We start from the raw sequence: 26,484 nt of genomic DNA, 5'->3' as shown, positions 1-26,484 counted from the left end.
GTCCGGGCTTATCCACGCGAATCTGTGGCGATTGCGACGCCGTGGGCATTCATGGTGGGGATTGGGGTGTCCGGACCGTTATCATGGGGGGCTTCGGGCGACAGAACGCCCGGTCCGGATTAAGTGCCTCCCATGATTTCGTTTCGCCATTTCGCTCTCCGCCGCGGCAGCCGGCTGCTGCTTTCCGACATCGACCTGGTGATCCAGACCGGCTGGCGGCTTGGTGTGGTGGGGCGCAACGGTTGTGGCAAGTCCAGCCTGTTCGCCGCGTTGCAGGGGCAGGTAGAAGCCGATGCCGGCGACTTGGACATGCCGGCCAAGATCCGCTTGGCCTCGGTGGCACAGGAAACCCCCTCGCTGCCTGACCCGGCCATCGAGTACGTCATGGGGGGCGACGAGGAGCTCGCCAAAGCGCTGCGCGACGAAGTCGACGCGGAGGCGCGCGGCGATACCGAGGCGATGGCGCGCGCCCATCACCGCATTGAAGAGCTGAATGGCTACGACGCACGTGCACGCGCGGGGCGTCTGCTGCATGGTCTGGGCTTTGCGCCGGAAACACACGAGACGCCTGTGAAGGAGTTCTCTGGCGGCTGGCGCGTGCGCCTCAACTTGGCGCGTGCGCTGATGGCACCATCCGAACTGCTGCTGCTCGACGAGCCGACCAACCATCTCGATCTCGATGCCGTGCTGTGGCTGGAAGAATGGTTGCGCCGCTACCAAGGCACCTTGCTGGTGATCTCGCATGACCGCGAGTTCCTCGATGGCGTGATCACCCACACGCTGCACCTCAACGATGGCAGCGGCAAGCTGTATACCGGCAACTACAGCGCGTTCGAACGCCTGCGCGCCGAACAGCTGCGCCAGCAGCAGATCGCGCATGAGCGCGAGCAGGCCGAGCGTGCGCATTTGCAATCGTTTGTGGATCGCTTCAAGGCGAAGGCAAGCAAGGCCAAGCAGGCGCAGTCACGCGTGAAGCGACTGGAAAAACTGGCCGGTACCGAGGCGGTGCGTGCGGAGCGTCCGTTCCATTTCCAGTTTGCCGTGCCCGCACGCCTGCCCGATTCGATGGTGCAGATCGAAGACGTCGATGCCGGCTACCCCGGCGACGATGGCGCCGCGCCGACGAGGATCTTGCGCGACGTGCGTTTTCGTCTGGAAGCGGGAGAGCGCATCGGCCTGCTCGGCCCCAACGGCGCCGGCAAATCCACCCTGGTGAAGACCCTGGTCGGCGAACTGACGCCGCTCGCGGGCGAGCGCAAGGGGCACAAGGATCTGAAGATCGGCTACTTCGCCCAGCACACAGTGGAAAGCCTGCACGAAGGTTCCTCGCCGTTCGACCATCTGCAGGAAAAGGCGCCCGGCGTGGCCGCGCAGGCCTTGCGCGACTTCCTGGGCTCGTGGAATTTCGCCGGTGACCGCGCATTTGAATCGGTTGACGGGTTCTCCGGCGGAGAGCGCGCGCGTCTCGCGCTGGCATTGATCGCCTGGGACAAGCCGAATCTCCTGCTGCTCGACGAACCAACCAACCACCTTGACCTGGACATGCGCGAAGCGCTGGCCGATGCGCTGGCCGAATTCGACGGCGCTCTGGTGTTGGTTTCGCATGATCGCCACCTGCTTGGCTTGGTCTGCGACAGCTTCTGGCGCGTGGCCGACGGTGCGGTGGAGTCGTTCGATGGTGATCTCGACGATTACGCGCGCTGGCTGCGTAGCCGTGGTGCGGCTGCAAAGAAGAACAAGGGCAAGGACAAGGATAAGGATGCCGGGAAGCCGGTGCCGCGCGCCGAGTTGCCTGAAGAGCGTCGGCGTGACGTCGCCGCGCAGCGCGAAAATGAGAAGGTCGCGCGCCAGCGTGTGAAGAAGCTCGAGACCCGTATTGCCACGCTAGAAGGCGAGCTGACCACACTCGAGGCCAAGCTAGCTGATCCGACGACGTACAACGGCCCCACTGCTGACATGATGCGGTTGAGTCAGAAGCAGACCGAGCTTCGCCGCGAGAAGGAAACCCTCGAAGGCGAATGGCTCGAGCTCTACGAACAGTTGGAGGCATGAGCGACCGCATGGCCGACCCGGCCCGCCAAGTGATCGATATCTGGCTGCCGGACCTCGCCCGGTTTGCGTCCGATCATCCACTGCGGGCGCTGTTGCGCAAGGCTGACCCACTGGACGATGGTGCGCGAGGCTACATGGATGGTCTTGCATCTCGCTTTGGTCTGGGCGGCTCGTTGCCAGCGGGATCATTGACGCGAGAGTTGATCGCGGGCCATGCAGGAAGCGACTCTTGGCTGTGCGCTGATCCTGCCTGGGTACAACCGGATCTCAACGGGGCACGCCTGCTAGCCTGTGGTCAGATGCAATTGTCCGATGACGACGCCAAGGCGCTTGCAGAGTCGCTGATGCCGTTGTTCGAGGAAGTCGGCATGACGCTCCGGGTGTCGTCATCCGATCACTGGCATGTGCAGTTGGCCGTCGATGCGCAGATTCCCGATTTCGCCGCGCCGGAGCAGGCACTGGGCGAGGATCTGTACCACCACCTGCCACAAGGCGAGAAGGGGCGCCCCTGGCGCATTCTGCTCAATGAAGTCCAGGTGATGTTGCATCAGCACCCCCTCAACGAAGAGCGACGCCGTCTAGGCCTGCCACCGGTCAATCATCTGTGGCTGTGGGGGGGCGGTGTTCTGCCGGCTTCCGTGCATACCGCCCTGGCGCATGTTGTTGGCGATGACCTGTTACTGACCGCACTGGCGAAACAGGCGCGCGTTTCATGCGCGCCGCGGACGAAGGAAGCCGTGTCCGCTGCGGTGCCAGGGACGCTCATCGACCTGCAGGATCTGCCGGTAGACGACATCGCAGCACAATGGACCGACGATCTTCTCGCCCTGGCCCAAAAACATGCGCTGCAGCTCAGCTTTGCTAGCGGCGAGCGCTGGGTGCATCGCCCATGGCACCGGCTTCGCTTCTGGCGAGGGAGCGGTCCGTGAAAAAGATAAGTCTTCGGCGGCGCGAGGCATTCGGCGCGCCTTCGGGTTGGGGTTCGGACGTCCATCCAGTCCTTCAGCAGGTTTTCGCAGCGCGTGGCGTGCTGTCGCCGAGCGACGCTGAGTACCGTCTTGCGCGCCTGTTATCGCCGCAGCAGTTAGGTGGACTCAACGAAGCGGTCGTGCTTTTGTCGGAAGCGATTCGTGACGATTGGACCATCCTGATTGCCGGTGACTACGACTGTGATGGCGCAACCGGCACCGCGGTTGCCGTGCGTGGGCTGCGCATGCTGGGCGCGCGTCGCGTCGACTACGCTGTGCCGAATCGTTTCATTCACGGCTACGGACTCAGCCCTGCACTGGTGGATTCATTGCAGCCGACGCCGCAATTGATCATCACCGTGGACAACGGCGTGGCGAGCGTCGCCGGAGTGGCCGCGGCGCAGTCGCGCGGTATCCGCGTCATCGTTACGGATCACCATCTTCCGGGCGAACAGCTGCCTACTGCCGATGCGATGGTGAATCCCAATCTAAGTGGCGATAGCTTCCCAAGTAAGGCATTGGCCGGCGTAGGGGTGATGTTTTATTTGCTGCTGGCGTTGCGTGCATCGTTGCGCGAGCAGGGAGCTTTCGCGCCTGGCAGCGAGCCTGATCTTTCCGTACTGCTCGATCTGGTGGCGGTGGGTACGGTCGCGGACCTGGTCCCGCTCGATTTCAATAATCGTGTGCTGGTCGAGGCGGGTATGCGGCGGGTGCGCAGTGGACGAGGCCACGCTGGCGTCATGGCGTTGGTGGAAGCCAGTCAGCGTAGCGCGGCAACCCTGTGTGCGAGCGATCTTGGCTTTGCGATCGGTCCGCGTTTGAACGCTGCTGGTCGACTTGAAGACATGCGCATCGGCGTGGAATGCCTGCTGACGGATGACCCCGTGCAGGCGCGTCGTTACGCGGACCTGCTCAGTTCGATCAACCAGGAGCGGCGCGAACTGCAGGCGGCCATGGTTGCCGAAGCCGAGGTCATGGTGTCGCGTGCGGCCGATATCGACGCGGTCGGCGTGGCCTTGTTCGAACCCAGCTGGCATGCAGGCGTGGTGGGGTTGGTGGCATCGAAGCTGAAAGAGCGACTGCATCGCCCGGTGATTGCTTTTGCACCGGCCAGCGAAGACATGCCGGATGAACTGCGCGGCTCCGGGCGATCCATTCCTGGGTTCCACATCCGCGATGCGCTAGTGATGATCGATGCGCGTCATCCGGGCCTTATTCCGCGTTTCGGCGGTCACGCCATGGCCGCTGGGCTCAGCTTGCGTACCGAGGACTATCCGCGTTTCGCGGAGGCCTTCGACGCTATTGCGCGCGAATGGCTGGACGAGGATCACCTGCAGGCCGTGCAACACACGGATGGCGAACTGCCACCGGGTGCCGCGACGCTGGAGCTCGCGCGCGAGCTGCGTGCGGCAGGGCCCTGGGGACAAGCCTTTCCAGAACCGGTATTCGACAACCTGTTCGAGTGTGCCAGCTGGCGCCTAATGGGCGAACGGCATCTGCGCCTGAGCTTGCGCGACCCGCGCGATGGCTCCGTGCACGATGCCGTGATGTTCAACGCGTATGAAGGCACTCCGCCGCCAGTGGTCCTGCGCGCTGCCTATGAACTTGTCATCAACGACTGGCAGGGGCGCGAGAGCGCGCGTCTACTACTGCGCTATATGGAGCCGGCCTGAGGCGTCAATCAGATCACCAGCTTCAACAGCTGGCTAAGAATGACCTTGGCAGGTATGACCGACAACCAGATGGGCGCGAAAGGTAGCAGCGTGACCAACGCGAGCGAAATGGCCGCGCGCGGGTCGAACAGCACCGGACGCATGGCGTAGACGTTCGCCGTCACGCTGTACAAGTCGGTTGTCGACGAGAAATCGGGTTTTTCGAGTGACTCCTGGTCCACTTTGCTTTCGGGTCCCAGCCACTTGTCCTCGAACTGGGTGCCAAGTCGACTAGCCAGGGCGCCGTACTCGAAAACGCCGCGTCGCCAGGTCATGAGCAACGAGCGCCCAAAGACCAGGGGCGGACTGATGAATATGGCGACCACCACGATGGTGGTGGCAATAGGGACGGCGGGATGATCCAGGGGGTTGAGACCAAGATGGAATACCTCGTTCGCAAAGGTTCCTGCCGTGATGATGCCTATGGTCAGGGCCAGCGACATGAACATCCGTGGTGAGAAAGCGACGAACTGCAGCCCTGCTGCTTTGTCTGGGTGGGACGAGATCAGGTGAAGGTTCATCCGAGAGACCTGATGCAGAAATCGCGTCCACACGCCGACACGCCACACCCAGCTGAGCAACAGGCCGAGAAGCAGCGGGAGGCTGATCAATAGATGCCACCAGCCGGCAAGTGACAGATGCGTTGCGTCCGCAGCGTAATGCCACGCAGGGAGCAGGCCGGCATGGATCGTGAAAGCGATGATGATGACGAACGCATAGACCAACAGGGTCATCCCTGCGGAGGGCCAGATGCCAAGACTGAGGCGGCGTGTCGACGCCACCGCGTCGTCGAACCGTTCCCGATCGGATGCGTCGATGATCTTGGAGACGAGAAAGTGACGCGCAGTCAGATCCAGGCGAGGAAGAATGATGTACTCCGACAGAATCAGGATGGGCACGGCCAGCACATAGCGCGCATGCACTGCAATGTCGACGAAGAACGCGTGTAGCAGCTCCCTATGTCCGGACATGAGGGACTGCACCGCGCTCAGTAGAGCGAGTGGCAGCCAAGCGAGCGCAACGGCGATGAATACACGCCGGAAGGCCTGGGCGCGATGCTCGGGTTTGATCAAGCGAAGCCGCCGAAGCACCACAACGTGCTTGGATTCTTCGAAAATGCTGGAGGTGGCCTCGCTCATCCGATGTGCTTCGACATTCGCGTTTCGATGCTCAGAAATGCCAGGTCAGGCTAAGCGCAGGTCCGCTCAGCTCCACGCTTTTCAGGAACTCGTCGCCGCTGTTCTTCTTGTATTCCACATCCCGGTAGTTGAGCGCGATGTCTCCCCAATGGAAGCCGTAGGCCACGCCGACCATAAGTTGGTAAGTGTTGTCTGAACCACCGGTGCCGATATCCGCGTAGTAGGGAAAGAACCAGTTGCTACCTGCGAACGGTGACCATCGGCCTCGAATGCCGACAATGCCGTCGGTCACATGCGTTTGGTTGCTGAGATGGCCGCTATCGGAGATGTTGAGATTGCCGCGGTTGCCCGTCAGGCTGAAATTCCAGTTGAGATTGCCCTTGAGCCATAGATAGCGCGCGCCGAATACCAGGTCGATGTAGCCCTGTTGGCCATGGGCCAGGGTATAGAGTCCAGCCAGCGTCACCATGCCACCCTTCATGTTCCATCGCGTGTCGAGATTGGCATTAGCGCCAAATCGCTGGCCACCGATGTCGGTGAAGCGACCTTCTTCGTTAGAAAACTTCACCCAGTCGAGGTCGCCATAAAAGCCCCAGTCTCCCTTGCGAACAGTGCCATCGAGCATGAAGGCGCCGCTGAGATAGCTGAAGATGTCGTTGTTCGACTTCTGCTCGATCGTGCCACCGTTGTCTGGCAGCTGATACCGAGTCTTGGCGCTGATGCCCGGCAGCCATCCATACGGTTGAATGCTTCCGTGCCAATCGCCGTCCCAGTAGTCCGGCGTGTCCGCCTTCGCGATGGGCACCCAAAGGAAACCCAGGCACAGCACAGCGAATAGGGCGCGGGGAGTGGCGAAGCGCGAAGACTCGATGCGGTGCATGGTTGTCGTCCTTTTCTGTCAGGGATGGACGATATGGTCCTTCGCCATCACTGACGCTCACAGCGAACTACTACCTATGTCTTGGTCGGTAAATCTACGTGACCTCCGGTTGGGTATGTCGTGGAACTGTCTGTCTAAGTAGTTTTACTGAGTTCGCTTCCGCATAAATGCAGTGGTCAATGCATGGTGTGGGGTATCAAGCTGATACGAGTGCGAGAGCTGCATGGGAGCGGCACAATGAAGACGATGAGAAGCGACGGGTTCTGGCGGATCTGCCTGCTTTGCTTTTTGTGTGTGCCTTTGCTGATGGTCGGACCGACTCTTGCGCAGAGTCAGCAGGGCGGCACGCAAAAGATCTACAGCAACCAGCAACTCGACCAGATGCTCGCGCCGGTCGCGCTGTATCCCGATGCATTGCTCTCGCAGGTGCTTATGGCCTGCACGTACCCGAGCAACGTGGCGGATGCTGCGGCCTGGTCGGCATCCCACCCGAAGACGCAGGGCGACGATGCCGTGAAACAGGTATCGAGCCAGCCATGGGATCCAAGCGTCCAGTCGTTGGTGGCGTTTCCTCAGGTGCTGGCCCAGATGAAACAACACCCCGACTGGGTGCAGAACATCGGCGACGCCTTCCTTGCCCAGTCGGACGACGTAATGGCATCGGTCCAGCGCCTGCGTCAGCAAGCGCAGAAAGCCGGCAACTTGAAGTCGACCGACCAGCAGAAGGTGGTGGTGCAGCAGGCCTCCGCGGGGTCAAGCGCACCGAGCACGACGGTCATCCAGATCGAGCCTGCCAATCCGCAGGTGGTCTATGTGCCTGCTTACAACCCGACCGTGGTCTATGGGACGTGGGCGTATCCCTCTTATCCACCCACTTATTGGCCGCCGCCGCCGGGCTATGCGTATCCGGTGGCAACGGGGCTGGCGGCGGGTCTCGCGTTTGGCACCGGCATTGCCATCGCCAACTCGCTGTGGGGTGGTTTCGACTGGGGCCACAACGACGTCAACATCAACGTCAATCGCTACAACAACATCAACGTTAATAACCGTATCAGCGGCAACGGCAACGTGGGTTGGAATCACAATCCGGACTATCGTCGCGGCACGCCCTATCACGATCAGGCCAGCCGTGAACGTTATGGTCAGGGCGTGGGCGGCGCCAATCAGCGTCAGGCGTTCCGTGGCAACGATTCGGCAGCCAACGCCAGTCGCGAACACGCCCTGCAGAGTTTCGACCGCTCCACCAACAATGGATCTTCCACGGCAGCCAGGCGTTCTGCTGGTGAAAGTGGCGGCGCCCTTAATCGTCCGGCCAGTGGAAACCGGGCGGGCGGCCAAGGCACCGGAGGTGGTGCGGAGCGCGGCAATATCGGCGGGCAGACGCGTAATGGCAACCTAGGTGGCGAAACGCGAGGGAACTTCTCGGGCGATCGGTCCGGGGCAGGTCCGCGCAACAATGCGTTCAGCGGTGGGCAGTCGCCGGGTTCGGCACGGACGCAGTTTGATAGGGGGCAGGCGAGTCAGCACTCGATGTCGAATTCCCGCGGCGCCGGTGCCGGCGCCGGGCGGCAAGTATCCCGACCGGCGCCTAGCCGGGCTGGTGGCGGATTCCATCGTCGTTGAGGAGCCAGACCATGAATCGCATTCCCAAGATCCGTAGCCTGGTCCTGAGCCTGATGGTTAGTACTGGCGTTGTCTTCGCTGGCACTACGCTGGCGCAGCAGGGGAGCTATCCAACGGCGGATGCTGCTGCCAGTGCTTTCGTGCAGGCAGTGCGCAACCATGATCAAGCCGCGCTGACCAAGGTGCTGGGCACTAACTGGAAGGACTACATTCCCGTTGAAGGCATGCAGCAGGACGACGTGGATCTGTTCCTGAAGCGCTATGACGAGAGTCATCGTATCGACACTGCGGATGGCAAGACGCATCTCGACGTGGGCTCAGAGAATTGGGTCCTGCCGCTGCCGTTGGTGCAAGGGAGCAGTGGCTGGCACTTCGACCTAGTTGGCGCCGAACAGGAAATACGTACGCGTCACATCGGCGAAAACGAACTGGCCGTGCAACAGGCCATGCTTGCTTACTACGATGCACAGCGGGATTACGCGTCGGAGGACCGTGATGGCGACAAGGTGCTGCAGTACGCACAGCGCCTGATCAGCTCACCAGGCAAGCATGATGGCTTGTACTGGCCGACGTCGGGTGATCAACCGCCGAGTCCGCTTGGTCCGAATTTCACGCACGTGAAGCCCGGTCAGGGTTACTACGGCTATCACTACAAGATACTGACGGCGCAGGGTGCGTCCGCTCCGGGTGGTGCCTATAACTACGTAGAAGGCGGGCGCATGACCAACGGTTTCGCTCTTGTCGCCTGGCCGGTTCAATACGGCGAAACAGGCGTGATGAGTTTCATGGTGAGTCACGACGGCCAGGTGTTCGAAAAGGATCTCGGAAAGAACGGCGCTGGTCTTGTGCAATCAATGAAATCGTTCGACCCAGATAGCAGCTGGAAGGACGTGGACGTTTCGCCAACCAATTGAGCTAGGTTGAACGGAAATGAGGGGCCTGAAGGTTGTGCCCAAGAGCGAGTCGCACGGTTAGGTGCATTTACCTAGGATTATTCCGAGTATTTGCGCTGTCCGTGCGTGCTCCAGTCCGGCAAAGTCACATCCATCTGATGTGACAACGATGGCCGGACAATGGAGTCGTCATGGGGACCTTCCTCGCGGCTGGCAGGTGGCTGCTGTTCTTCGGAGTAGTCCTGCTGGGCTGCACTGGTTTGCACGCACAGGATGTCGCGGTTCACTCGGATCCCGGGGAGCGAAGTTCGCCGCAGTCACCCGAATCGCCGCTTGCGACTGTTCCCGATGGCAAGAAGCCCTCCTGGTGGGACAATTTTCGTGATCCCAACGATGGCGCGCCGGACATGTCGCGCTGGCTGTTGCAGCACAAAGGCGCTTTGCTTGTTCCCATCGTCATTACCGAGCCCGCCGTGGGAAATGGCGGAGGACTGGCTGCGGTGTTCTTTCATCCGCCGAAGCAATCGGAGGAGTCCAAGGAAAGCGGGTTGCACATCCCGCCCGATATCTATGGTGCGGCGGCTTTCAAGACGGAGAACGGGACCTGGGGGTACGGTCTGGGTGGGTCGTTCCATTTTAAGGACGACACCTGGCGATATGCGGGCGTCATCGGCAAGGCCTACGTCAATCTGAACTACTACACGCAGGGTTTGCTGTCGGCTCCCAAGGAGATCGGCTACAACCTTGATGGTGTCTTTTCCTACCAGCAGGTTTCACGCAGGCTGGGTGGTAGTGACCTGTTCGTGTCGGCACGCTGGCTGTACATGGATCTGGACAGCCGGCTCAACATTCCCAGCGACGATCAATACTTCAAGCCCAAGGAATTCGCCAAGCGCGCCTCCGGCCTGGGGCTTGGGCTGAGTTACGACTCTCGGGACAACACGTTGACGCCATCGAAGGGCTGGTTGTGGCGACTCGAAGCCACTGAGTATGCGCCGGCCATTGGCAGTGACAACACCTTCCAGAGCTATCGCGCGCACGCCTACGGCTATTTCAAGCTAAGCCAGGATTGGGTGCTGGGAACGCGAGTGGACTATCGCGCGGTGCGTGGCAATGCCCCCTTTTATCAGCAACCATCAATCGACTTGCGCGGCATAGCCTACGGGCAATACCAGGACCAGAACGTCGGCATGCTGGAGGCAGAGCTGCGGTGGAACTTCACGCCGCGATGGGCGCTGTTGGGATTCGGTGGAGCCGGCAAGGCATGGGGCCGCACATTGGATTTCGGCGATGCCAGCACGCATACGGCCGAAGGGGTCGGCTTCCGCTATCTGATCGCTCGCGCCCTGGGGCTTTACGCTGGCCTCGATTGGGCATGGAGCGAGGGAGATCACGTCTACTACATCCAAGTGGGAAGCGCGTGGCGCTGAAACCCTCAGGCTCTGTAGAGCCTGAGGGTTGAAAGTGGACTATGCAGGTCAGTTGACTGTGTAACCCTTGCCTTTCATACAGGCACCGTAGGCCTGCGCCAGATTCGCTGTGTTCTGGTTCTGCGTCGCGGCGGCGGCGGTGTTCTGCTCCCGCCTTTGTTGGCGTGCTCGCATGCCGCCGGCGACCACGCCGGCGGCAGCACCGACGGCTGCGCCATGTCCGGCATCGTTATTGGCGACGCCGCCCACTACGGCGCCTGCTGCGGCACCGCGCACGGCGCCACCGACGCGTTGCCCGCCGCCGACGGCGAGGCCGGTTTCCGGTGCAGGGGATGCCTGAGTGGGTGCATTGGTTTGCGCCCAATACATGCAGGCATTCTTGTCTGTCTGCTGCTGGTTGGTGCTTTGTCCGTTGGCGGGATAGGCCACGGGAAGTTGTTGTGCCGCTGCCGTACCGGTGACGAGGAGGGCTGCAAGTCCGAGGTTGCGCAGATAATAGATAGCCATAGTTGTTCTTCCTGATGCGTCCAGGGAGTTGGGCTGCAGGGTGCCGCAGCCCAGGTGGCTTTAGCGGATGATGCCGTCCGATTTCAGCTTGGGAATAATGGTTTTCGCCAAGTCCTGCGTGGCCTGGGGAATGTTGCTGGTGCCCACGCCTTCGGTGGTTACAGACCAGATGACCTTCTGTGAGCTGACGTCCCATACGGTGGTTTCGAGCGTAACCGCGTCGTACTGGGTCACGTCGGGAGTAGATGCCCAGGCACCGCCATACCAGCCGTAGAAACCTCCGAAGCCCGGGCCGCTTGGCGTGACGTTGAGCTTCTGTTCAACACGCTGCACGCGCGTCGTAAGGATCACCTGTGCACCCGTGTCCTTGATCACGTCGGTCAGTTTTTCCGAGGCTGCTCCTGCGGGGATCTGGGAGTAGCTTTGTTCAGCCTGTACGCCAGCAGCCTGCAGTTGCTGTGCGAAGGTGTCTTCGAACACGTGACGGTAGGTGTCGCTCTTGGTGATACCCATGACGAGCACGTTGCCGGCGGGCGGCCCCGGCCATGAGGGGTCTTTCCATTGGTTGCTGACACTGAACGTTGAACAGGCGGCAAGCAGGACGGCGCCGAGTGGAGCTACATATCGGAACAGGTTCATCGTGAATCTCTCATTTGATACTTGTGAATGGGTGCTGCACTAGGGATGGAAGTCGATGACTAGGGGAGGGGCTTATCCTCCGTTGCCAGGTGTACGTCGTACGGACCCACCGGGATAAGCCCCAGTCGCTCCGCTTCTCGAATCAGCGCCACGCCATGGTGTACGCCCAGAAGATCCAGCAGCGATTGCCGGTGGCTTTCGACCGTGCGCACGGAGATGCCAAGTTCCGCGGCGATTTCGCTGGTTCGCTTGCCTTTGGCCATGGACTCGATGACCTCCCGTTGCCGCCGAGTGAGGCGGCGTAGCGCCTCGGGCGCATCGAGCAACGACGCCATCAACTGGGGGCTGATGAACTGGTTGCCCGCGCTGACCTCTGCCATGGCAGAGAGCAGCTCACTGCTGGGCGATTGCTTGAGCACATAGCCGTTGGCGCCAGCTTGCATGGCCTCGCGCACGATTAAGGGTTCGCCATGAGTCGAAAGCACTACGACGGGAATATCGCTGCCTTGTTGTCGCAGGCTACGCAATGCCTGCAAGGCGCTGAAAGGCGGCATGGCAATGTCAGTGATGACGAGGTCGACCTGGCCGGCCATAACGGCTTCGATGAGTGCCTCTCCGTCGTGCACGAGCAGGACGGAACGGGCGCTCTTGGCAAGGAGGCCGGCCAAGCCCTCGGCGACGCACCGGTGCTCATCAGCAAGCAATACACGCAACCGGCGTGTGCTCTTCGCCCTCGGCCGAGCATTTGTCTTCATGTGGGAACGATGGGCAACGCCCAGCGCCCGATGATCTGCGTCGGAAAAGAGGCCGGGGCGCGCCAGGGTGGGCTGGTGCTTCCCGATGCGGGTTGCGCGTGCTTCAGTTCCATGGTCGGTCGAGTCTCGTCGGGCCGCTGATTGTTCTATCTCAGCTTGTCTTGTCGAGGCTCGCTTGGTAAGCGAACTTTCACTCAAATAGGGTCGGTAAATTTACCGATCAGTACGAAAATTCTTTAGCTTTGGCAGTTGAGTGCCGCAGTGAATCCAGCCAGGTCAGCCATCACCTCAGGTTCTGATTTGGGTCTATAAGAACGATCTAGTGTCAGAGTTCAAAGCGATCCGCCACCGGCCTCGTAGAACTACGTAAATCGTCACGAAGCGATGACGGCTGGTGTGGGCCAATGCTGATTGGCTTCGGTTGTCCGACGATGTCTACTCCTTAGGGGCGGCAGCTGCTAATCAGCGGCGAGGCGAAAGGATGTACGGAGCGGAAGGGGTCATGAGCGGGAAAGCACCCATAGGTGCGTGGTCCCAATACCTGTCACGTGGCATAGGCGTTGGCCTGGCCGTGTTAGTGGCTCAGTGGGTGTCTTTGGCGCTCTGGGATCATTCGCTCGATTCGCAGATCATCTGTCTACCCGGCGCCATGTTGCTCGCGTTGCTGTTGTGCGCAAGCTATCGGTATTGGCTGGCCTACGTCATCGGTTGGCTGGGTGGCATGCTGCTGATGGCATTGATGATGGGCTTGCCAGGCAAGGGCATCGCCATCGTCAGTGTTGCCGTGCTGTTGCTCGTCAACGTCACGGCTTGGCTGTTGAGTCGCCTGCGCAAGGGCCAATCAGTCGACAACTTCTTCCAGCTTCTTGTTTTCCTGGCTATTGCGGCAGTTGCATTGCCCACGGCAACTGGCGTGTTGGTGTTCTGGTTGTCCGACTTGGTGGAGCTACCTAGCTGGCTGTCCCGTGCGTGGTGGCACGTCGCGTTAGCGAACTCACTGGGCTATGTCTTGCTCACGCCCGCGATCCTCAGCCTTGTCCATCCCAGTTCGTCCGCGCGCCGTGCTGCCCTGCCTGGATGGGACGTGGTGCTGATCACTGCCGGAGCTCTGTTCGTCCTCTGGCTAGGCTGGCGTGAACTCGGGGCGTTCACCTTGATAAGGCCGCTCATGCTACTGGCGCCCGTGCCGTTAGCCATCTTTGTTGCGATGAGGGCACAGGTGGTTGGTACATGCGCGGTCAATCTGGTCGTAGGGCTGATCGCTATCCAATTGAGCCTCGCCCATGAAGGGCCATTCGTTCAAATGGAATCCGAACTGACAACAATCAGTGTGCAGTTGTGGATGCTTGGTGTGGCCGTCGCATCGCTGTACCTCTCGGTACTCGTGGAACAACGCAGGGCGACACAGCATGCGTTGCTCGTCAGCAGCACCGAGGTTCGCGAGCTCGCGGGTCGACTGATCGTGGCGCAGGAACAGGAGCGCGCCCGCATCGCGCGCGATCTTCACGACGACATCAACCAGCGCCTGGCCGTGGCATCCATTCGGCTGAGCGCGTTGCGCCGCAAGGTAAGCGAGAACAACAAGCAGGACGTAAGTCAGCTGCAAAGCGAGCTGATCGCGCTATCAGAAGATGTGCGGCATCTATCCCATGATCTCCATCCGAGCATGCTTACGCAGACAGGGCTTACCGCGGCGCTTGCCGGCTTATGTCAGAACATGCGCCACCGAAGCGGGCCGGTCATTGAGTTGCGCGTCTCGCCACAAGCAAAGGATCTACCGGAGGATGTGGCGCTTTGCTTGTACCGCGTTACGCAGGAGGCCCTCGGTAATGCCTTGCGTCATGCCGAGGCGAAACGTGTCGAGGTGGCGCTGCAGATCGAGCACCATCAGGTAGACCTTACCATCGCAGACAACGGCAAGGGATTTGTCGCAGAGGGAGAGGGGCGTCGAGGGCTGGGATTGATGAGCATCGACGAGCGCACGAAGTTGCTCAATGGCAGCTATCGACTGCAATCAACTCTAGGAAAAGGGACTGAACTATGCATACGAATACCGTTAGAAATCCACGAGTCAGTTTGAAACCAAAACTGATCATTGCCGACGACCATCGCATGGTAGCCGAAGGCGTACAACACATCCTCGATGAGGATTTCGACTTGCTTGATATCGTTGCGGACGGCGAAGCGCTGGTCGATGCGGTTCAGCGCTTGGAGCCAGACCTTGTGGTCGCGGACATCAATATGCCGCGTTGCAATGGCATGGACGCTCTAAAGCGGTTGCGCCAGGCAGGAATGGAAACGCGATTCGTGTTTCTGACCATGCATATGGAGCCCGCATTGGCGGTAGCGGCGCTTCGTGCGGGTGCCCGTGGCTACATTCTCAAGAATTCGGCGGGCGAAGACCTGCGCAATGCCGCGCAACAGGTCATGTCTGGAGGTACTTATGTGACGCCAGCGCTTGGCGCTCGCTACATCAGCGGGCAAATGGCAGATATGCGCAATCTCACCGCCAAGCAATTGCAGGTGCTTCGACTGGTGGGCTCTGGTCTGCGCTCCAAGCAAATTGCACTGCAGCTGGGGCTGTCGGTGAGAACCGTTGAGGCGCACAAGTACACCATGATGCAGGTGCTTGGCGTGCATTCCACGCTGGAATTGGTGCGGCGCGCTGAGGATCTCGGCCTGTTGTTCTGAGCGGATGGCAGGAGGCGCGGTCGCCAGGCGTATCGGTAGTACTTTTACTTAGCGGCGACTGGGTTTTCTTTCTGTGGCGGAAGCTTTTACGTTGGAAGATGCTGCAACCGATGCATAACTATGCATGGGAGCCAGCGTGAGACGAGCCACTCTCGTATTGGCCGAGGACCACCTGCCCATTGCCGAACAACTGCGGGAGTTGCTCGGCGAAGAGTTTGACGTGCTTGCTGTCGTAACCCACGGTGAAGCCTTAGTCAAAGCTGCGCGCCGGTTGCGGCCGGATGCAGTGGTGACCGATATCAGCATGCCTGGCATGGATGGCATGAAGGCGGCGAGGGAGATTCTGGCGGATCGGCCGGAGACGCCTGTGGTCTTCATTACGGTGCAGGATGATCCGATGCTGGCCCGTACCGCGCTGTCCGTGGGCAGAGGCTATGTGCTCAAGGCGTCGGCTGGCGAAGAGCTCATCGATGCCGTTCGTCATGTCTTGAAAGGGAGCTACTTTGTTTCCCCTGCGCTGGGTCGAATCGATCTGCTCATGGACGATCAGGCATCGGGTGGAGCCAGCTAAGCTTTCGATGGCGCATATATGCGCAACGGCTTCTCGAGGCTTTGCCGCATCGTGGCGAAGCCTTCCCAGGGTTCGCTGCGCAAACGCGACAAACGTCGCCGCGCGGATCGGATGTCAAACGCATCGCCGCTCGCGCAGCGGCCGAGGTCTTGCCATCGCATGGGCATGGCAACCGGAGCGCCGGGACGTGCACGCAAGGACCACGATGCTACGCTCGTAGCCCCCCGCGTATTGCGAAGGTAGTCGATGAAGATGCGGCCTTTGCGCTCAGCCTTGCTTGCTTTTGCAGTGAAGGAGGCGGGCTGTTCGTCGGCCAGGCCATGGGCAAATGCGTTGGTGAATTGGCGGGCGTCATCCCAGCGGCACGATGTATGGAGAGGTACGACAACGTGCAGTCCCTTACCGCCCGTTGTTCGTACGAAACTCTGGAGAGAAGCTTCTACGAGGCGCCCTCGTATCCATCGAGCTGCATCGGTTGCCTCCGGCCACGATACGCCATCGCCAGGGTCAAGATCGAAGACGAGATAGTCGGGCTCTTCAAGCGAGGTCGCTCGTGATGCCCAAGGATGGAATTCGATGGCGTTGTATTGCACCAGCTCGATGACAGCACCTGCGTCGCTGGGGCAGATGTAGTCGGCCATAGCGCCACTTTCCTCGTGCAACGTTATGTGTTCCACGTGCTGCAGTCCGCGCATAGGGTGCTTCTGAAAGAAGCCGGGCTTGGTGGTGCCTTCCGGAAAGCGATAGACCGACGTGGGGCGACTCGCGATGCCTGGGAGAAAGCGCGGCATGACAGCCTGGTAGTAGTTGGCAATGTCCTGCTTGGTAATATCGTCGGCAGGAAACACCAGTCGTTGGGGATGAGTCACGACCGGCTCAGGGCGTGGGGTGATGGTCATGGTTGATGCTCTCCATCTTCCCCGGCGATGGCGCATCGTTCGGGCCATGCGGCCAGCAGAGCCATCAGTCGCTCCGGTATCGCCGGTGGCGTATCACCACGAATCTCGACCATTTTGCGCTCGGTTTCGCGGATCTGCAGCTCACCCACGGGATGCCGCCGCAATTGGCCGCGAAGAAGCTCGTTCTCTTGCTCGAGTTGACGATACAGACGGAGCAGTTCGTCGAACGCCTCGAACGTTGGGAGATGTAGCTCTTGCATGCCATCTGTCATCAGCACAACTCCACGACGATGGGGTTCCGAAACTGACGAGAGGGCGGTTAATGACAGGTGATATATCCATGTGCACAGAGCCTGTTGTTCATCTGTGTACGTCCTCGCGTTCACGGACAACAAGCGCACGTGTATCTGTTGTGAAACAGGTAACACGTCGTGCCTATTTCTATTGTCGTAGTCGCTTTCCTACATAATATCAGGGGCACTTCTGATAGGCATGTCGGTGTAACAAAGGCATGCTCTTTTAGTATTTGATGGATAGGTCGCGTCGTGAAGAACGGGCGTGATCAGCTGGCGGCAGGACTCTTCCCCCCAAAGGGCTGCATGATGGTCACCTATTCGCTGAAGCAATGTCCTGACGGCTCGTGGTGTGTCTGTCGTCTAGGCTTTTCTCTGTTCAATGATCTCCGGCTTGGTGCGGCCATCAAGCTTGCGCGTGAAGTTGCACGCGATGAGCACCTGCGCTCGGGGCGCTCCGTTTGTGTCGAAATGCCCGGTACGGATGGTGCGATCCGCTTGGCTCAGTACGCTCGCCCAAAGCCGTCGCTGGAGCAGGCGGCGTAAACACACCGCGGCCAAAGCGTAGGGGCGCCTTGGCTATCGGACGTGTCGCATGGGGCCGGCTTAGCAAAGTCAGCGAACTTCCGTGCATTGCTGGCGCGTGGAGCACGCACAAAACGTCGTGTTCGGCGAGGTTCCACGCTTCGCTTCATTGCATCGGATCGCGTCGACGCAACCCTCGCGCCAGATTGCCTACCTCAAACCGTTGAGCACTTAGGGCGACAGCAACGCCCCGTGTCTCGCTGAAACGACAAACGCCGCACCCTGGGGCGCGGCGTTTGCCGGGGGACGGTGGTGCTTGTGTGGCTTAGGCGGCCTTGCGGGCAACCGTACCGATAGAGGCGTGAGCCGACTTCACCGATTCGACCTTGTTGTCTTCGCCCAGGTTCACACCTTCGGCGCGAACGAACTCGATGTCGGTGACGCCTAGGAAGCCAAACACTGCGCGCAGGTAGGTCTCCTGGAAGTCCATGGGCTGGGCCGCACTGCCCTGGCTGTACACACCACCACGCGAGGACACAACGATCAGGCGCTTGCCACCAGCCAAGCCTTCGGGGCCATTGGCGGTGTAGCGGAACGACTTGCCGGCGACGGCGACTCGATCGATCCACGCCTTGAGCTGGCTCGGGATGCTGAAGTTGTACATCGGGGCACCCATGACCACCACGTCGGCAGCCAGAAATTCCTCGATCATCTGGCTACCCAGCACAGCGGCCGGATCGCTAGCGTCGGCCACGGGGGTCCAGTGGGGAAGCGGATTGGCAGCCAGATCGTGGTAGATGACTTCCGTACCGGGGTTGTTATGGGTGAGTTCGGCTACGATGGCAGCGGTCAGACCGCGCGAAACGGAGTGGCTACCCAGGGCGCTTGCGTCGAGATGCAGCAGTTTCATGGTATTTCCTCAGTTGACGGGCCGGGTCGACCGGCGACGTGACTAAGGTATTCTTCGGACAATCGGCTGATAAGTCCGGTAAAGTTGAACGTATTGTTCTAATAAGGAAACAGCGATGACCGTGCTGGATGGCGCCCTGCAGGATCTCAACGATCTGTATTTCTTCGCCGCGGTCGTTGAACACGGCGGGTTTTCGTCCGCCGGGCGTGCCCTGGGTATCCCGAAGTCCCGCCTGAGCAAGCGTATAGCCCAATTGGAGGAACGCCTAGGCGTACGCCTGCTCCAGCGAACCACGCGCCGTTTCGTCGTCACCGAGGTGGGGGAACGCTTCTACGGCCACTGCCGCGCCGTGCTGGAAGAGGCGCGGGCCGCGCAAGAGGCTGTGGAAGAAGTGCGTTCCGAGCCACGTGGCGTAGTGCGTGTCAGTTGCCCGGTGTCATTGGTGCAGACGGTGGTGGGTCACATTCTTCCCGATTTCCTGGCGCAGCATCCGAAGATGCAGGTGCGTCTGCAGGCGACCGACCGTCGCGTGGACGTCATCGGTGAAGGATTCGACATCGCTATCCGCGTGCGCAGCAAGCTCGACACTGACGCAACGCTCGTCGTGCGTACCTTCGGCCAGTCGAACGTCCTGTTGGTGGCCAGCCCCGAACTGCTCAACCGCCTTGGACGACCCAATGAGCCATCTGATGTCTCGCAGATGCCGGCGCTCAGCAACCACGAGCACGAAGGCGCGCAGAGTTGGGAGCTGCTCGACAAGGAAGGCGAGCGTGTCGTCGTGGATATCAAGCCGCGCCTGATCTGCGGCGATTTCAATGCATTGCTGCAAAGTTGCAAGAGCGGTATCGGTGTAACGCTGCTGCCTGAGTTTGTCTGCGGCCCGGCTATTGGGCGCGGTGAGCTCGAGGTTGTTCTGCCTGATTGGAGTGTGCCCCAGGGCACCATGCACTTTGTTTATCCCAGTCGGCGCGGCCTGTTGCCCGGCGTGCGGGCCTTCGTCGATTTTCTTGCGGAGAAACTGCCCAATGCTGTGCGCGAGAATCACGCGCAGTGCGGCAAATACCTCTAACGCTGGCTCGCAATGGGTGCCGTGTTAGCATCAATGTTTAGCCCTCCAGACATCCGGACCATGCAGATCGATACCAAGCTTCCGAAAGTCGGCACCACCATCTTCAGTGTCATGAGCCAGCTGGCGGTGGAACACAAAGCGGTGAACCTGGGGCAGGGCTTTCCGGACTTCGAGCCGCCGCAACCACTGCGTGATGCGATTACGCGAGCAATGGCCGAAGGGCGCAATCAGTACGCACCGGGTATTGGCCTGCCTACCTTGCGTGAGCAGATCGCGCTGAAGACCGAGCGCCTATATGGTCACAAGCTGAGCGCCGACACGGAAGTGACGGTGACGTCGGGTGCCACTGAGGCCTTGTTTGCCGCTATCGCCGCCGTAGTGCGAGCGGGCGACGAGGTCATCGTGTTCGATCCCGCCTACGACAGCTACGAGCCAGCCATCGAGTTGCAGGGTGCGCGCGCGGTGCATATTCCGCTGCAGGCGCCGAGTTTCTCCGTTGACTGGCAGCGCGTGCGTGATGCGATTACGCCGAAGACGCGCATGATCCTCATCAATAGCCCGCACAACCCGACGGGCGCGGTGCTTTCCGCCGCGGACCTGGACGAACTGGCCGCGATCGTTCGCGATACCGAGATCGTGGTGCTGTCCGACGAGGTGTACGAACACATCGTGTACGACGGTGAGCAGCATCAGAGCGTGCTTCGCCATGCGGAGCTGGCAGGCCGCAGCTTTGTCGTGTCCTCGTTCGGTAAGACCTATCACTGCACTGGTTGGAAGCTGGGCTATGCGGTGGCGCCAGCGGCGCTCAGCGCAGAGTTTCGCAAAGTGCACCAATACCTTACGTTCTGCACGTTCCATCCCGCGCAGGTAGCCTTTGCCGAGTTCATGGCAAGCACGCGAGAGCATTATCTGGAGCTGCCAGATTTCTATCAGGCCAAGCGCGACCGCTTTCGCGAGCTCATCAAGCCTTCGCGCTTCAAGTTGCTCGATGTGCCGGGTGGCTATTTCCAGCTGGTCGATTATTCCGCCATCAGCGACAAGGACGACGTATCGTTCTGCGAGTGGATGGTGAAGGAAGGGGGCGTAGCAGCGATTCCGCTCACGCCGTTCTACGAGAAAGCGCCGGGCACGCACCTGTTGCGGCTGTGCTTCGCCAAGAGCGACGCCACGATGGATGCCGCAGCGGAGCGTCTATGCAAGCTTTGAGGATAAGCCTGGTCCAGGGCGCGACTCGATGGCACGACGCGCCCGCCAATCGCGAATACTACGGCGAACTGGTTCGCCGCGTGGCCGGGCAGACGGATCTCGTCGTGTTGCCAGAAACCTTTCTTTCCGGCTTCAGCAACGACACGCGTGCCAGCGCCGAGATGATGGACGGCGAGGGCGTGGCTTGGATGCGTGCGTTGGCGCAGGAAGTCGGCGCTGTGTTGTGCGGCAGCCTCGCTATCCGCGAGGGCGAAACGGTCTACAACCGGTTGATCTGGGCGCGCCCGGACGGCAGCTTCGCGCAGTACGACAAACGTCATCTGTTCCGCATGGCCGGCGAACATACGCGCTACGGTGGTGGCAGCGAGCGCCTTATCGTGGAGCTAAAGGGTTGGCGCATCCTGCCGCAAGTTTGCTATGACTTGCGTTTCCCGGTGTGGCTGCGCAACGGGCGTTGCGAGGAAGCGACTGGCGGCATGGAGTACGACCTTGCCTTGTTCGTTGCCAACTGGCCGGCTCCGCGCCGACAGCCGTGGCGCACGCTGTTGCGTGCACGCGCCATCGAAAACCTGAGCTATGTGGTGGGGCTGAATCGCGTGGGCGTGGACGGCAACGATCTGCCCTATGCCGGCGACAGCGTTGTGCTTGATCCCGTGGGTGAACCGCTGGTGGAACTGGGGGCGCAAGAGCAGGTGGTGACGGTGACGGTTGATCCCGCGCCACTGCTCGCGCATCGCGAGCGTTTCCCGGCGTGGATGGACGCGGACAGCTTTACGCTTGACGCAGGCTGATCCGTTCGGGGTGCGCGCGATCATTCCGCGCGCGGTTTGGCCGTTGGCTTAGCCAACGGTTTTCCCACTTCGAACTGCATGCGTTGGAAATCGATCGTCCAATGATCGAAGGCTTGCAGAATATCGCCGCCAAGCACGTTCGGGGCCTTGACGTTGCCTGCATCGCTCAGCGAAATCGCCAAGGTCGGCAACACCGTCTGTTGATCGCCAATGCGCACGTTGACCTGCGGCCACGCGGCCGATTCGTTGTCCCGCGAACCTCCAGCGCCCGCAACGTGTTCTTTATGCGTCTTCAATCCCTTGATCACGGACGGATGCTCCGTGGCGAAGCCTGACGAGAGAGCGGAGCGCGCCCCGCCGCTGTCCAGGTGCATGGCGACCGGGATGTTATTCAGGAAGACGTTTACGTAGAGATCGCTTCCAGCCATGCGCAGATTGCCGGTGGCAGCGGATGAGGCATCGCTGCGCGACGGCAGGAGTTTGCCGCCACTGGTGAACTCTAGGCGCTGAAGCTGGCGCAGCACAGGGAAGCCGAGGATGGCATCGATGTGATAACCACCGGGCACCGGCATGCTCAGCTGATCGTCGTCGAGGACCAGGAAGGCCACATGGTTCAACGACAGACCTGCGAACTCAAGGTGATCGGCGATACCGATCCGTGAAGCAACGGCCTGGCGACTGGCACTGCCGACGCTGGCGGTGCCATCGAGCAGACGCAGGCCCAGCTTATGTGCGGTAGACAGTGACACGGTGGACAGATTGGCGCCGGTGTCGAGTACGACCTCCTGCGGCTTGCCATTGATCACTGTGATGGAACGGGGCAGGCCAACTTTGTCGCGGGTCACATCCTCTGGCTTTGGCGCGTAAGCCTCCACCTGTTGCTTCGGTGCCGCGGCGAACTGTTCGGCGACCGCAGCCATCTGGAGCGCGTTAGCCCGGTCATCGGCGCTGGCGCCTTGCTCGGTCAGCGCCTTTTCCCACGCGTGTGCCGCGTCGGCAGCCTGGCGGTAGTCCCCATCGGCAAAACTGGCATCGGCCACAATGGGCCATGCCAGCACGCGCTCCGCCGGGGAGCGAGCGCCATCGGCGAAATAGCGGGTGACCAATTGACGTGCTTCTGCGGCATTCAGCTGAGTTGCGGCCAGCCGTGCCTGCGCGAGCAAAGCCAGGCCGGGATCCTCAATACGAGGAAGTGAATTTGCCAGCGCAAAGACTTCGCCGTCGGCAGCGTTGCGCAAGCTGTCTTCCGACTGTTGGCGCGAGAGGGCCTGTGCTGCTGGGGAGCCACCTGTTGCGAGGGCGAGGCTTGCGTAAGTGACCAGCAGGGCGAACGGCAGGAGCCGGTTCAGGGCTGATTGTTTCATGATATGGTGCCTGTATGACGGATAGAAATTATCGTAATACAGAAAAAAAGTATCATGCAACAGCGTTACTCGTGGCGCGGGCGGCGCGTCGGCTGGCGATGGTGGCTTGGCTGGCTGCTTTAGCCTGCCTTGTGGTCACTGCCGCGGGCATATGGGGCAATGGCGGAATGCAAGGTGGCATGGCAGCGGTCTTGTCGACCGGTGGCTTGCCTCGCGGATGGGCTGCGCTCATGGCAGCACTGCTGGCGCTGGTGACATGTGCCGCGCTAGTTGAGTTAGCGCGCATGCTCGGCCGCGTTCGTCCCGAGTCTCTGTTTTCGAGCGCGGTGACGAGACATTTCAGACGTTTTGCGGGTTTGCTGATGATCGCCGCGGTGCTTCGGGTGCTATTGCCGGCAGCCGCTTCGCTCTGGCTGGCCGCGCAATCCGGCGCACATTCGGCGAGTCTTGAATTCAGCGGCGATGACTTGCTGTCGATATTGCCTGTTGCAGTGTTCTTCTTCGTGGCGCGGCTGTTTGACCAGGCAGCGCAACTGGAAGATGACCAGCGCTCGATCGTGTGAGGTACTGATGGCGATCGTGGTTCGACTCGACGTCATGCTGGCGATGCGCAAAGTGCGCTCGCGCGAACTTGCCGAGTTCGTCGGTATCACCGAATCCAATCTGTCTTTGCTCAAGTCAGGCCACGTGCGTGGCGTGCGTTTCGAAACGCTGAGCAAGATCTGCGAATTCCTCGCATGCCAGCCCGGTGACCTGCTGGTCTATGTGCCGGACGAGGAAGACGAAGGGAGTTGAAGTGCGACCGCCGAATCCTTGCCTGTCGACAAGGATTCGGTGGCTCACAAGATAGACAGCACGGCTTCCGGTGGACGCCCCAAGGCGGCCTTGCCGTTTGACACCACGATAGGGCGTTCGATCAGGCGCGGGTGGCTCGCCATCGCCGCGATCAGCGCGGTGTCGTCGAGCGACGGATCGTCGAGGCCGAGTTCGGTGTACTCGGCCTCGTTCTTGCGCATCAGTTCACGCGGCGTCATGCCGAGCATGTCGAGCAGCTGCGCGAGCTCGACAGTGCTGGGTGGCGTATCCAGATAATTGACTACGTCGCACACAACGCCGCGTTCCTCCAGCAGCGCCAGTGTGGCGCGCGATTTGGAACAGCGGCTGTTGTGATAAATGCGGACGGTCACGGTGTCTGATTCGTTCAGCGGTTACCCGAGCGGTTGCCGCCACGGCCACCGCCACCTTGCGGACGACCACCACCACCCTGCGGACGGCCACCCGTACCGCCCTGCGGACGGCTACCGCCACGGCCTTGCGGACGACCGCCTTGACCACCCTGGCTGGCACCCGGACGACCGCCGGGCTTGCCACCGCGGTTGCCACCGGCTCCACCACCAAAGCCGCCGTACGGACTGCCACTGCGTCCTTCCGCGCCGCCAGCGCGGTTACCGAATGGTTTACCGCCCGCTGCGCCGCCGCGGCTGCCCGTGCCCGCCGCCGCGCCGCGACGGTTACTCGCCGGGCCGCCACGACCGCCAGTGCCACCACCACCCTCGCGAGATTCACCAGCGAACCAGGTGCGAACCGACGGCAGCTCCTGGCCCGGGGCCACGCCACGACGGTTCTTGCGTTGCATCCCGCCGCCGCCGCCACCACGTTCCGGGCGAGCAACGTTGCCGTTCACTTCCTTGCCCGGGTGTCGACGCTGCTGCTTGCCGCGTGCGGGTTCTTCGCGAATACGGTCATAGGCGCGCAGCTCGCGCGCTTCGTCCTGGTAGCCGGCGCTATAGGAGCCGCTTGCGCCGCCTGCGGGACGGTACTCGGTGACATTGCGCGGCGCGCGGCGCTGGTGCAGCACCGGGCTCAGCGTGAGTACCGGCTGCGGTGCGCCGAGGCCGGTGGTCTTGCGCAGGTCCTTGACGATTTCTTCGCCCAGCGACTCGCAGTCGCCACGACGCAGTGCGCGCGGCAGTTCAACGCTGCCGTAGCGGATACGCTTGAGGCGGCTCACCAGGAAGCCCTGAGAGTCCCACAGGCGACGCACTTCGCGGTTGCGGCCTTCGCGGATAACTACGCGGAACCAACTATGGCTACCGCCGCGGCTGATCACGGCGATCTCGTCGAAGCGGGCGGGGCCGTCTTCCAGTTCCACGCCGGCCTTGAGCTTCTCGATCATCTCATCGGGCACTTCGCCGTGCACGCGACACAGGTATTCGCGCTCGAGCCCACTCTTGGGGTGCATCAGCGCGTTGGCGAGTTCGCCGTCAGTGGTGAGCAGCAGCAGGCCGGTGGTGTTGATATCAAGGCGACCCACGGCGACCCAGCGCGCACCCTTCAGGCGCGGCAGCTGTTCGAACACGGTGGGGCGACCTTCTGGATCTTCGCGAGTGGTCACCACGCCTTCCGGCTTGTGATAGACCAATACTTCGGTCTCATCGCGGTTATCGGTGGCAACGATGAACTGCTTGCCATCCAGCACGACGCGATCGCCCGCGTGCACGCTGGCGCCGATGGTGGCGGGCGAGCCATTGAGTTCCACCTCACCGGCCTGGATGCGCTGTTCGAGCATGCGACGCGAGCCGAGGCCTGCGTTGGCGAGCACCTTGTGCAGGCGCTCCTCGATGGCGGGGGTGCTTTCGTCGCGCGGTGCGCGCTTGAGGGTCAAAACGGATTTCTGGGGCGCAGTCATGCGCGGTACTCCTCGGTGTCTTGCGTGGCGTCGCCTTGGTCGGCGTCCGCGTGGGTCGCTGCCTCGTCGGCAGTGTCAGAAAGGACCTCGACGTGCATGGCAGCGTCGGGTTCGGTGGTAGCGACTTCTATCGCCTCGGGTGTTTCGTGATGAGGTTCTTCGACGGCGTCGGAGGCTTCGCTCTCCGTTTCGCCGTTCACCGGGGCATCATTTCCGGTGGGTTCGGTGACGTCGGTTTCTTCGCCGGCAACCACCAGGATTTCGTCTTCTTCGTCCGGATCGATCGGCAGGTCACGCGCCACGCGGACAGGCAGCGGTTCCGGCGCAATGCTCATCTGCGGGTCTTCCATGTCGCGGATTTCCGACAGTGGCGGCAGTTCGTCCAGTGATTTCAGGTTGAAGTAGTCAAGGAAGGCGCGTGTGGTGCCAAACAGGGCGGGCTTGCCGGGCACGTCGCGGTAGCCCACCACGCGGATCCACTCGCGCTCTTCCATCGTCTTGATGATGTTGGAGGACACCACCACTCCGCGGATCTGTTCGATCTCCGGCCGGGTAATGGGCTGTCGGTAGGCGATGAGGGCCAAGGTTTCCAGCAGGGCACGCGAGTAGCGGCTGGGCCTTTCGGTCCACATCCGCGAAATCCACGGATGCACATGCTGCTTCACCTGATAGCGGAAGCCCGAGCCCACTTCGCGCAGCTCAACGCCGCGCTGAGCGCAGTCTTCCGTCAGCGCTTCGAGGGTCTTGGCGATCTCTTCCCGACCGACCTCGTCCTCTTCGCCGAACAGTTCCAGCAGTTGAGGCACGGTCATCGGCTGGGTAGATGCCAGCAGCGCCGCCTCGATGATGGGTTTGAGTTGTTCGATCTGCATAGCCTC

28 protein-coding genes are annotated in these 26,484 nt (G+C 61.3%); 15 read left to right on the top strand and 13 right to left on the bottom strand.

What is annotated here, in order from left to right:
- Positions 1-132: 132 nt before the first annotated feature.
- From DyAD56_RS21675 to recJ, 3 genes are read left to right on the top strand one after another with little or no spacing between them, the layout of a single operon-like run.
- Positions 133-2,052 carry an ATP-binding cassette domain-containing protein gene (locus DyAD56_RS21675; RefSeq protein WP_102304914.1) on the top strand — a complete coding sequence of 640 codons (1,920 nt, stop codon included), beginning with the start codon at positions 133-135 and terminating at the stop codon, positions 2,050-2,052.
- Positions 2,049-2,981, top strand: a complete 933-nt coding sequence (locus tag DyAD56_RS21670; RefSeq protein ID WP_233202805.1) for a phosphoglycerate mutase — start codon at positions 2,049-2,051, stop codon at positions 2,979-2,981. The genes DyAD56_RS21675 and DyAD56_RS21670 overlap by 4 nt, the downstream gene beginning before the upstream one ends.
- Positions 2,942-4,693 (top strand): single-stranded-DNA-specific exonuclease RecJ, encoded by a 1,752-nt coding sequence (gene recJ / locus DyAD56_RS21665; RefSeq protein WP_102304913.1) that lies wholly within the window; start codon positions 2,942-2,944, stop codon positions 4,691-4,693. Before DyAD56_RS21670 ends, recJ begins: the two co-directional genes overlap by 40 nt.
- A gap of 8 nt (positions 4,694-4,701) precedes the next feature.
- On the opposite strand, the gene DyAD56_RS21660 is transcribed toward recJ, so the two are convergent.
- Both DyAD56_RS21660 and DyAD56_RS21655 read right to left on the bottom strand, forming a co-directional pair.
- Positions 4,702-5,871: a hypothetical protein gene (locus DyAD56_RS21660; RefSeq protein WP_102304912.1), complete on the bottom strand. Its 1,170-nt coding sequence runs from the start codon at positions 5,869-5,871 to the stop codon at positions 4,702-4,704.
- A 31-nt stretch (positions 5,872-5,902) separates the two neighbouring features.
- Positions 5,903-6,751, bottom strand: coding sequence for a hypothetical protein (locus tag DyAD56_RS21655; protein ID WP_102304911.1), 849 nt, complete (start codon positions 6,749-6,751; stop codon positions 5,903-5,905).
- A 306-nt stretch (positions 6,752-7,057) separates the two neighbouring features.
- Between DyAD56_RS21655 and DyAD56_RS21650 the strand changes: the two genes are divergently transcribed.
- Both DyAD56_RS21650 and DyAD56_RS21645 read left to right on the top strand, forming a co-directional pair.
- Positions 7,058-8,374, top strand: a complete 1,317-nt coding sequence (locus DyAD56_RS21650) for a DUF3300 domain-containing protein (RefSeq protein ID WP_233202804.1) — start codon at positions 7,058-7,060, stop codon at positions 8,372-8,374.
- Between the two features lie 11 nt (positions 8,375-8,385).
- Entirely contained in the window at positions 8,386-9,288 is a 903-nt protein-coding gene (locus tag DyAD56_RS21645; protein WP_102304910.1) for a DUF2950 domain-containing protein, read from the top strand.
- Between the two features lie 77 nt (positions 9,289-9,365).
- Here the strand turns inward: DyAD56_RS21645 and DyAD56_RS24400 are convergent, their stop codons facing one another.
- Positions 9,366-9,554, bottom strand: a complete 189-nt coding sequence (locus DyAD56_RS24400) for a hypothetical protein (RefSeq protein WP_233202803.1) — start codon at positions 9,552-9,554, stop codon at positions 9,366-9,368.
- 120 nt (positions 9,555-9,674) lie between these two features.
- Here DyAD56_RS24400 and DyAD56_RS21640 point away from each other — a divergent pair, with 120 nt between their 5' ends.
- Complete coding sequence (locus DyAD56_RS21640; protein ID WP_233202802.1) at positions 9,675-10,697, top strand: BamA/TamA family outer membrane protein; 1,023 nt, start codon at positions 9,675-9,677, stop codon at positions 10,695-10,697.
- 48 nt (positions 10,698-10,745) lie between these two features.
- Here the strand turns inward: DyAD56_RS21640 and DyAD56_RS21635 are convergent, their stop codons facing one another.
- From DyAD56_RS21635 to DyAD56_RS21625, 3 genes are read right to left on the bottom strand one after another with little or no spacing between them, the layout of a single operon-like run.
- The gene (locus tag DyAD56_RS21635; protein ID WP_102304908.1) at positions 10,746-11,204 is read right to left on the bottom strand and encodes a YMGG-like glycine zipper-containing protein; all 459 of its coding nucleotides are present in this window, start codon (positions 11,202-11,204) and stop codon (positions 10,746-10,748) included.
- 60 nt (positions 11,205-11,264) lie between these two features.
- The gene (locus tag DyAD56_RS21630) at positions 11,265-11,843 is read right to left on the bottom strand and encodes a hypothetical protein (RefSeq protein WP_102304907.1); all 579 of its coding nucleotides are present in this window, start codon (positions 11,841-11,843) and stop codon (positions 11,265-11,267) included.
- 59 nt (positions 11,844-11,902) lie between these two features.
- Positions 11,903-12,598, bottom strand: coding sequence for a response regulator transcription factor (locus DyAD56_RS21625; protein ID WP_102304906.1), 696 nt, complete (start codon positions 12,596-12,598; stop codon positions 11,903-11,905).
- Positions 12,599-13,019: 421 nt separating this feature from the next.
- Here DyAD56_RS21625 and DyAD56_RS21620 point away from each other — a divergent pair, with 421 nt between their 5' ends.
- The 3 genes from DyAD56_RS21620 to DyAD56_RS21610 all read left to right on the top strand — a co-directional run bounded on the left by DyAD56_RS21620 (position 13,020) and on the right by DyAD56_RS21610 (position 15,860).
- Complete coding sequence (locus DyAD56_RS21620) at positions 13,020-14,678, top strand: sensor histidine kinase (protein WP_233202801.1); 1,659 nt, start codon at positions 13,020-13,022, stop codon at positions 14,676-14,678.
- On the top strand, positions 14,675-15,289 hold the full coding sequence (locus DyAD56_RS21615; protein WP_233202800.1) for a response regulator transcription factor: 615 nt from the start codon (positions 14,675-14,677) through the stop codon (positions 15,287-15,289). Before DyAD56_RS21620 ends, DyAD56_RS21615 begins: the two co-directional genes overlap by 4 nt.
- Positions 15,290-15,425: 136 nt before the next feature.
- Entirely contained in the window at positions 15,426-15,860 is a 435-nt protein-coding gene (locus tag DyAD56_RS21610; protein WP_158241424.1) for a response regulator transcription factor, read from the top strand.
- On the opposite strand, the gene ligD is transcribed toward DyAD56_RS21610, so the two are convergent.
- Together ligD and DyAD56_RS23745 are read right to left on the bottom strand one after the other, a co-directional pair.
- A complete protein-coding gene (ligD, locus tag DyAD56_RS21605) occupies positions 15,857-16,759 on the bottom strand; it encodes a non-homologous end-joining DNA ligase (RefSeq protein WP_102304902.1) in 903 nt (300 codons plus the stop codon). The two genes, DyAD56_RS21610 and ligD, sit on opposite strands and share 4 nt — an antisense overlap.
- Positions 16,756-17,031, bottom strand: a complete 276-nt coding sequence (locus DyAD56_RS23745) for a hypothetical protein (RefSeq protein WP_146010594.1) — start codon at positions 17,029-17,031, stop codon at positions 16,756-16,758. Before DyAD56_RS23745 ends, ligD begins: the two co-directional genes overlap by 4 nt.
- A gap of 273 nt (positions 17,032-17,304) precedes the next feature.
- On the opposite strand from DyAD56_RS23745, the gene DyAD56_RS21595 reads away from it, so the two are divergent.
- Positions 17,305-17,598 carry a hypothetical protein gene (locus DyAD56_RS21595; protein ID WP_233202799.1) on the top strand — a complete coding sequence of 98 codons (294 nt, stop codon included), beginning with the start codon at positions 17,305-17,307 and terminating at the stop codon, positions 17,596-17,598.
- 304 nt (positions 17,599-17,902) lie between these two features.
- Here DyAD56_RS21595 and DyAD56_RS21590 read toward each other — a convergent pair whose 3' ends face one another.
- On the bottom strand, positions 17,903-18,487 hold the full coding sequence (locus DyAD56_RS21590; protein WP_102304900.1) for an FMN-dependent NADH-azoreductase: 585 nt from the start codon (positions 18,485-18,487) through the stop codon (positions 17,903-17,905).
- Between the two features lie 115 nt (positions 18,488-18,602).
- Here DyAD56_RS21590 and DyAD56_RS21585 point away from each other — a divergent pair, with 115 nt between their 5' ends.
- The 3 genes from DyAD56_RS21585 to DyAD56_RS21575 are packed head-to-tail and all read left to right on the top strand — an operon-like array spanning position 18,603 to position 21,553.
- Positions 18,603-19,556 (top strand): LysR substrate-binding domain-containing protein, encoded by a 954-nt coding sequence (locus DyAD56_RS21585; protein WP_102304899.1) that lies wholly within the window; start codon positions 18,603-18,605, stop codon positions 19,554-19,556.
- Between the two features lie 60 nt (positions 19,557-19,616).
- Positions 19,617-20,762 carry a pyridoxal phosphate-dependent aminotransferase gene (locus DyAD56_RS21580; RefSeq protein ID WP_102304898.1) on the top strand — a complete coding sequence of 382 codons (1,146 nt, stop codon included), beginning with the start codon at positions 19,617-19,619 and terminating at the stop codon, positions 20,760-20,762.
- Positions 20,750-21,553: an amidohydrolase gene (locus DyAD56_RS21575; protein WP_102304897.1), complete on the top strand. Its 804-nt coding sequence runs from the start codon at positions 20,750-20,752 to the stop codon at positions 21,551-21,553. Before DyAD56_RS21580 ends, DyAD56_RS21575 begins: the two co-directional genes overlap by 13 nt.
- Before the next feature lie 20 nt (positions 21,554-21,573).
- On the opposite strand, the gene DyAD56_RS21570 is transcribed toward DyAD56_RS21575, so the two are convergent.
- On the bottom strand, positions 21,574-22,917 hold the full coding sequence (locus DyAD56_RS21570; RefSeq protein ID WP_102304896.1) for a retropepsin-like aspartic protease: 1,344 nt from the start codon (positions 22,915-22,917) through the stop codon (positions 21,574-21,576).
- A 230-nt stretch (positions 22,918-23,147) separates the two neighbouring features.
- On the opposite strand from DyAD56_RS21570, the gene DyAD56_RS24395 reads away from it, so the two are divergent.
- Together DyAD56_RS24395 and DyAD56_RS21560 are read left to right on the top strand one after the other, a co-directional pair.
- Positions 23,148-23,480, top strand: coding sequence for a DUF2975 domain-containing protein (locus DyAD56_RS24395; RefSeq protein ID WP_233202798.1), 333 nt, complete (start codon positions 23,148-23,150; stop codon positions 23,478-23,480).
- Positions 23,481-23,487: 7 nt separating this feature from the next.
- Entirely contained in the window at positions 23,488-23,712 is a 225-nt protein-coding gene (locus tag DyAD56_RS21560) for a helix-turn-helix transcriptional regulator (protein WP_102304894.1), read from the top strand.
- 44 nt (positions 23,713-23,756) lie between these two features.
- Here the strand turns inward: DyAD56_RS21560 and arsC are convergent, their stop codons facing one another.
- From arsC to scpB, 3 genes are read right to left on the bottom strand one after another with little or no spacing between them, the layout of a single operon-like run.
- Positions 23,757-24,104 carry an arsenate reductase (glutaredoxin) gene (gene arsC / locus DyAD56_RS21555; protein ID WP_102304893.1) on the bottom strand — a complete coding sequence of 116 codons (348 nt, stop codon included), beginning with the start codon at positions 24,102-24,104 and terminating at the stop codon, positions 23,757-23,759.
- A gap of 14 nt (positions 24,105-24,118) precedes the next feature.
- A complete protein-coding gene (locus tag DyAD56_RS21550; protein WP_102304892.1) occupies positions 24,119-25,606 on the bottom strand; it encodes a pseudouridine synthase in 1,488 nt (495 codons plus the stop codon).
- Positions 25,603-26,478 carry an SMC-Scp complex subunit ScpB gene (gene scpB, locus DyAD56_RS21545; RefSeq protein ID WP_102304891.1) on the bottom strand — a complete coding sequence of 292 codons (876 nt, stop codon included), beginning with the start codon at positions 26,476-26,478 and terminating at the stop codon, positions 25,603-25,605. Before scpB ends, DyAD56_RS21550 begins: the two co-directional genes overlap by 4 nt.
- Positions 26,479-26,484 lie beyond the last annotated feature (6 nt).

This window comes from Dyella sp. AD56 (genome assembly GCF_002878475.1).
Taxonomy (GTDB): Bacteria; Pseudomonadota; Gammaproteobacteria; order Xanthomonadales; family Rhodanobacteraceae; genus Dyella.
The sequence above is the reverse complement of the archived record's forward strand: the minus strand, read 5'-3'. Positions and strand labels throughout refer to the sequence as shown.

Excerpts from the sequence above, each read along its gene's own strand:
- DyAD56_RS21675 (WP_102304914.1), top strand. The coding sequence starts at position 133 with ATGATTTCGTTTCGCCATTTCGCTCTCCGCCGCGGCAGCCGGCTGCTG.
- DyAD56_RS21670 (WP_233202805.1), top strand. The coding sequence starts at position 2,049 with ATGAGCGACCGCATGGCCGACCCGGCCCGCCAAGTGATCGATATCTGG.
- recJ (WP_102304913.1), top strand. The coding sequence starts at position 2,942 with ATGGCACCGGCTTCGCTTCTGGCGAGGGAGCGGTCCGTGAAAAAGATA.
- DyAD56_RS21660 (WP_102304912.1), bottom strand. The coding sequence starts at position 5,871 with ATGAGCGAGGCCACCTCCAGCATTTTCGAAGAATCCAAGCACGTTGTG.
- DyAD56_RS21655 (WP_102304911.1), bottom strand. The coding sequence starts at position 6,751 with ATGCACCGCATCGAGTCTTCGCGCTTCGCCACTCCCCGCGCCCTATTC.
- DyAD56_RS21650 (WP_233202804.1), top strand. The coding sequence starts at position 7,058 with ATGGTCGGACCGACTCTTGCGCAGAGTCAGCAGGGCGGCACGCAAAAG.
- DyAD56_RS21645 (WP_102304910.1), top strand. The coding sequence starts at position 8,386 with ATGAATCGCATTCCCAAGATCCGTAGCCTGGTCCTGAGCCTGATGGTT.
- DyAD56_RS21640 (WP_233202802.1), top strand. The coding sequence starts at position 9,675 with ATGTCGCGCTGGCTGTTGCAGCACAAAGGCGCTTTGCTTGTTCCCATC.
- DyAD56_RS21635 (WP_102304908.1), bottom strand. The coding sequence starts at position 11,204 with ATGGCTATCTATTATCTGCGCAACCTCGGACTTGCAGCCCTCCTCGTC.
- DyAD56_RS21630 (WP_102304907.1), bottom strand. The coding sequence starts at position 11,843 with ATGAACCTGTTCCGATATGTAGCTCCACTCGGCGCCGTCCTGCTTGCC.
- DyAD56_RS21625 (WP_102304906.1), bottom strand. The coding sequence starts at position 12,598 with ATGAAGACAAATGCTCGGCCGAGGGCGAAGAGCACACGCCGGTTGCGT.
- ligD (WP_102304902.1), bottom strand. The coding sequence starts at position 16,759 with ATGACCATCACCCCACGCCCTGAGCCGGTCGTGACTCATCCCCAACGA.
- DyAD56_RS23745 (WP_146010594.1), bottom strand. The coding sequence starts at position 17,031 with ATGACAGATGGCATGCAAGAGCTACATCTCCCAACGTTCGAGGCGTTC.
- DyAD56_RS21590 (WP_102304900.1), bottom strand. The coding sequence starts at position 18,487 with ATGAAACTGCTGCATCTCGACGCAAGCGCCCTGGGTAGCCACTCCGTT.
- DyAD56_RS21585 (WP_102304899.1), top strand. The coding sequence starts at position 18,603 with ATGACCGTGCTGGATGGCGCCCTGCAGGATCTCAACGATCTGTATTTC.
- DyAD56_RS21580 (WP_102304898.1), top strand. The coding sequence starts at position 19,617 with ATGCAGATCGATACCAAGCTTCCGAAAGTCGGCACCACCATCTTCAGT.
- DyAD56_RS21575 (WP_102304897.1), top strand. The coding sequence starts at position 20,750 with ATGCAAGCTTTGAGGATAAGCCTGGTCCAGGGCGCGACTCGATGGCAC.
- DyAD56_RS21570 (WP_102304896.1), bottom strand. The coding sequence starts at position 22,917 with ATGAAACAATCAGCCCTGAACCGGCTCCTGCCGTTCGCCCTGCTGGTC.
- DyAD56_RS24395 (WP_233202798.1), top strand. The coding sequence starts at position 23,148 with ATGGCAGCACTGCTGGCGCTGGTGACATGTGCCGCGCTAGTTGAGTTA.
- DyAD56_RS21560 (WP_102304894.1), top strand. The coding sequence starts at position 23,488 with ATGGCGATCGTGGTTCGACTCGACGTCATGCTGGCGATGCGCAAAGTG.
- DyAD56_RS21550 (WP_102304892.1), bottom strand. The coding sequence starts at position 25,606 with ATGACTGCGCCCCAGAAATCCGTTTTGACCCTCAAGCGCGCACCGCGC.
- scpB (WP_102304891.1), bottom strand. The coding sequence starts at position 26,478 with ATGCAGATCGAACAACTCAAACCCATCATCGAGGCGGCGCTGCTGGCA.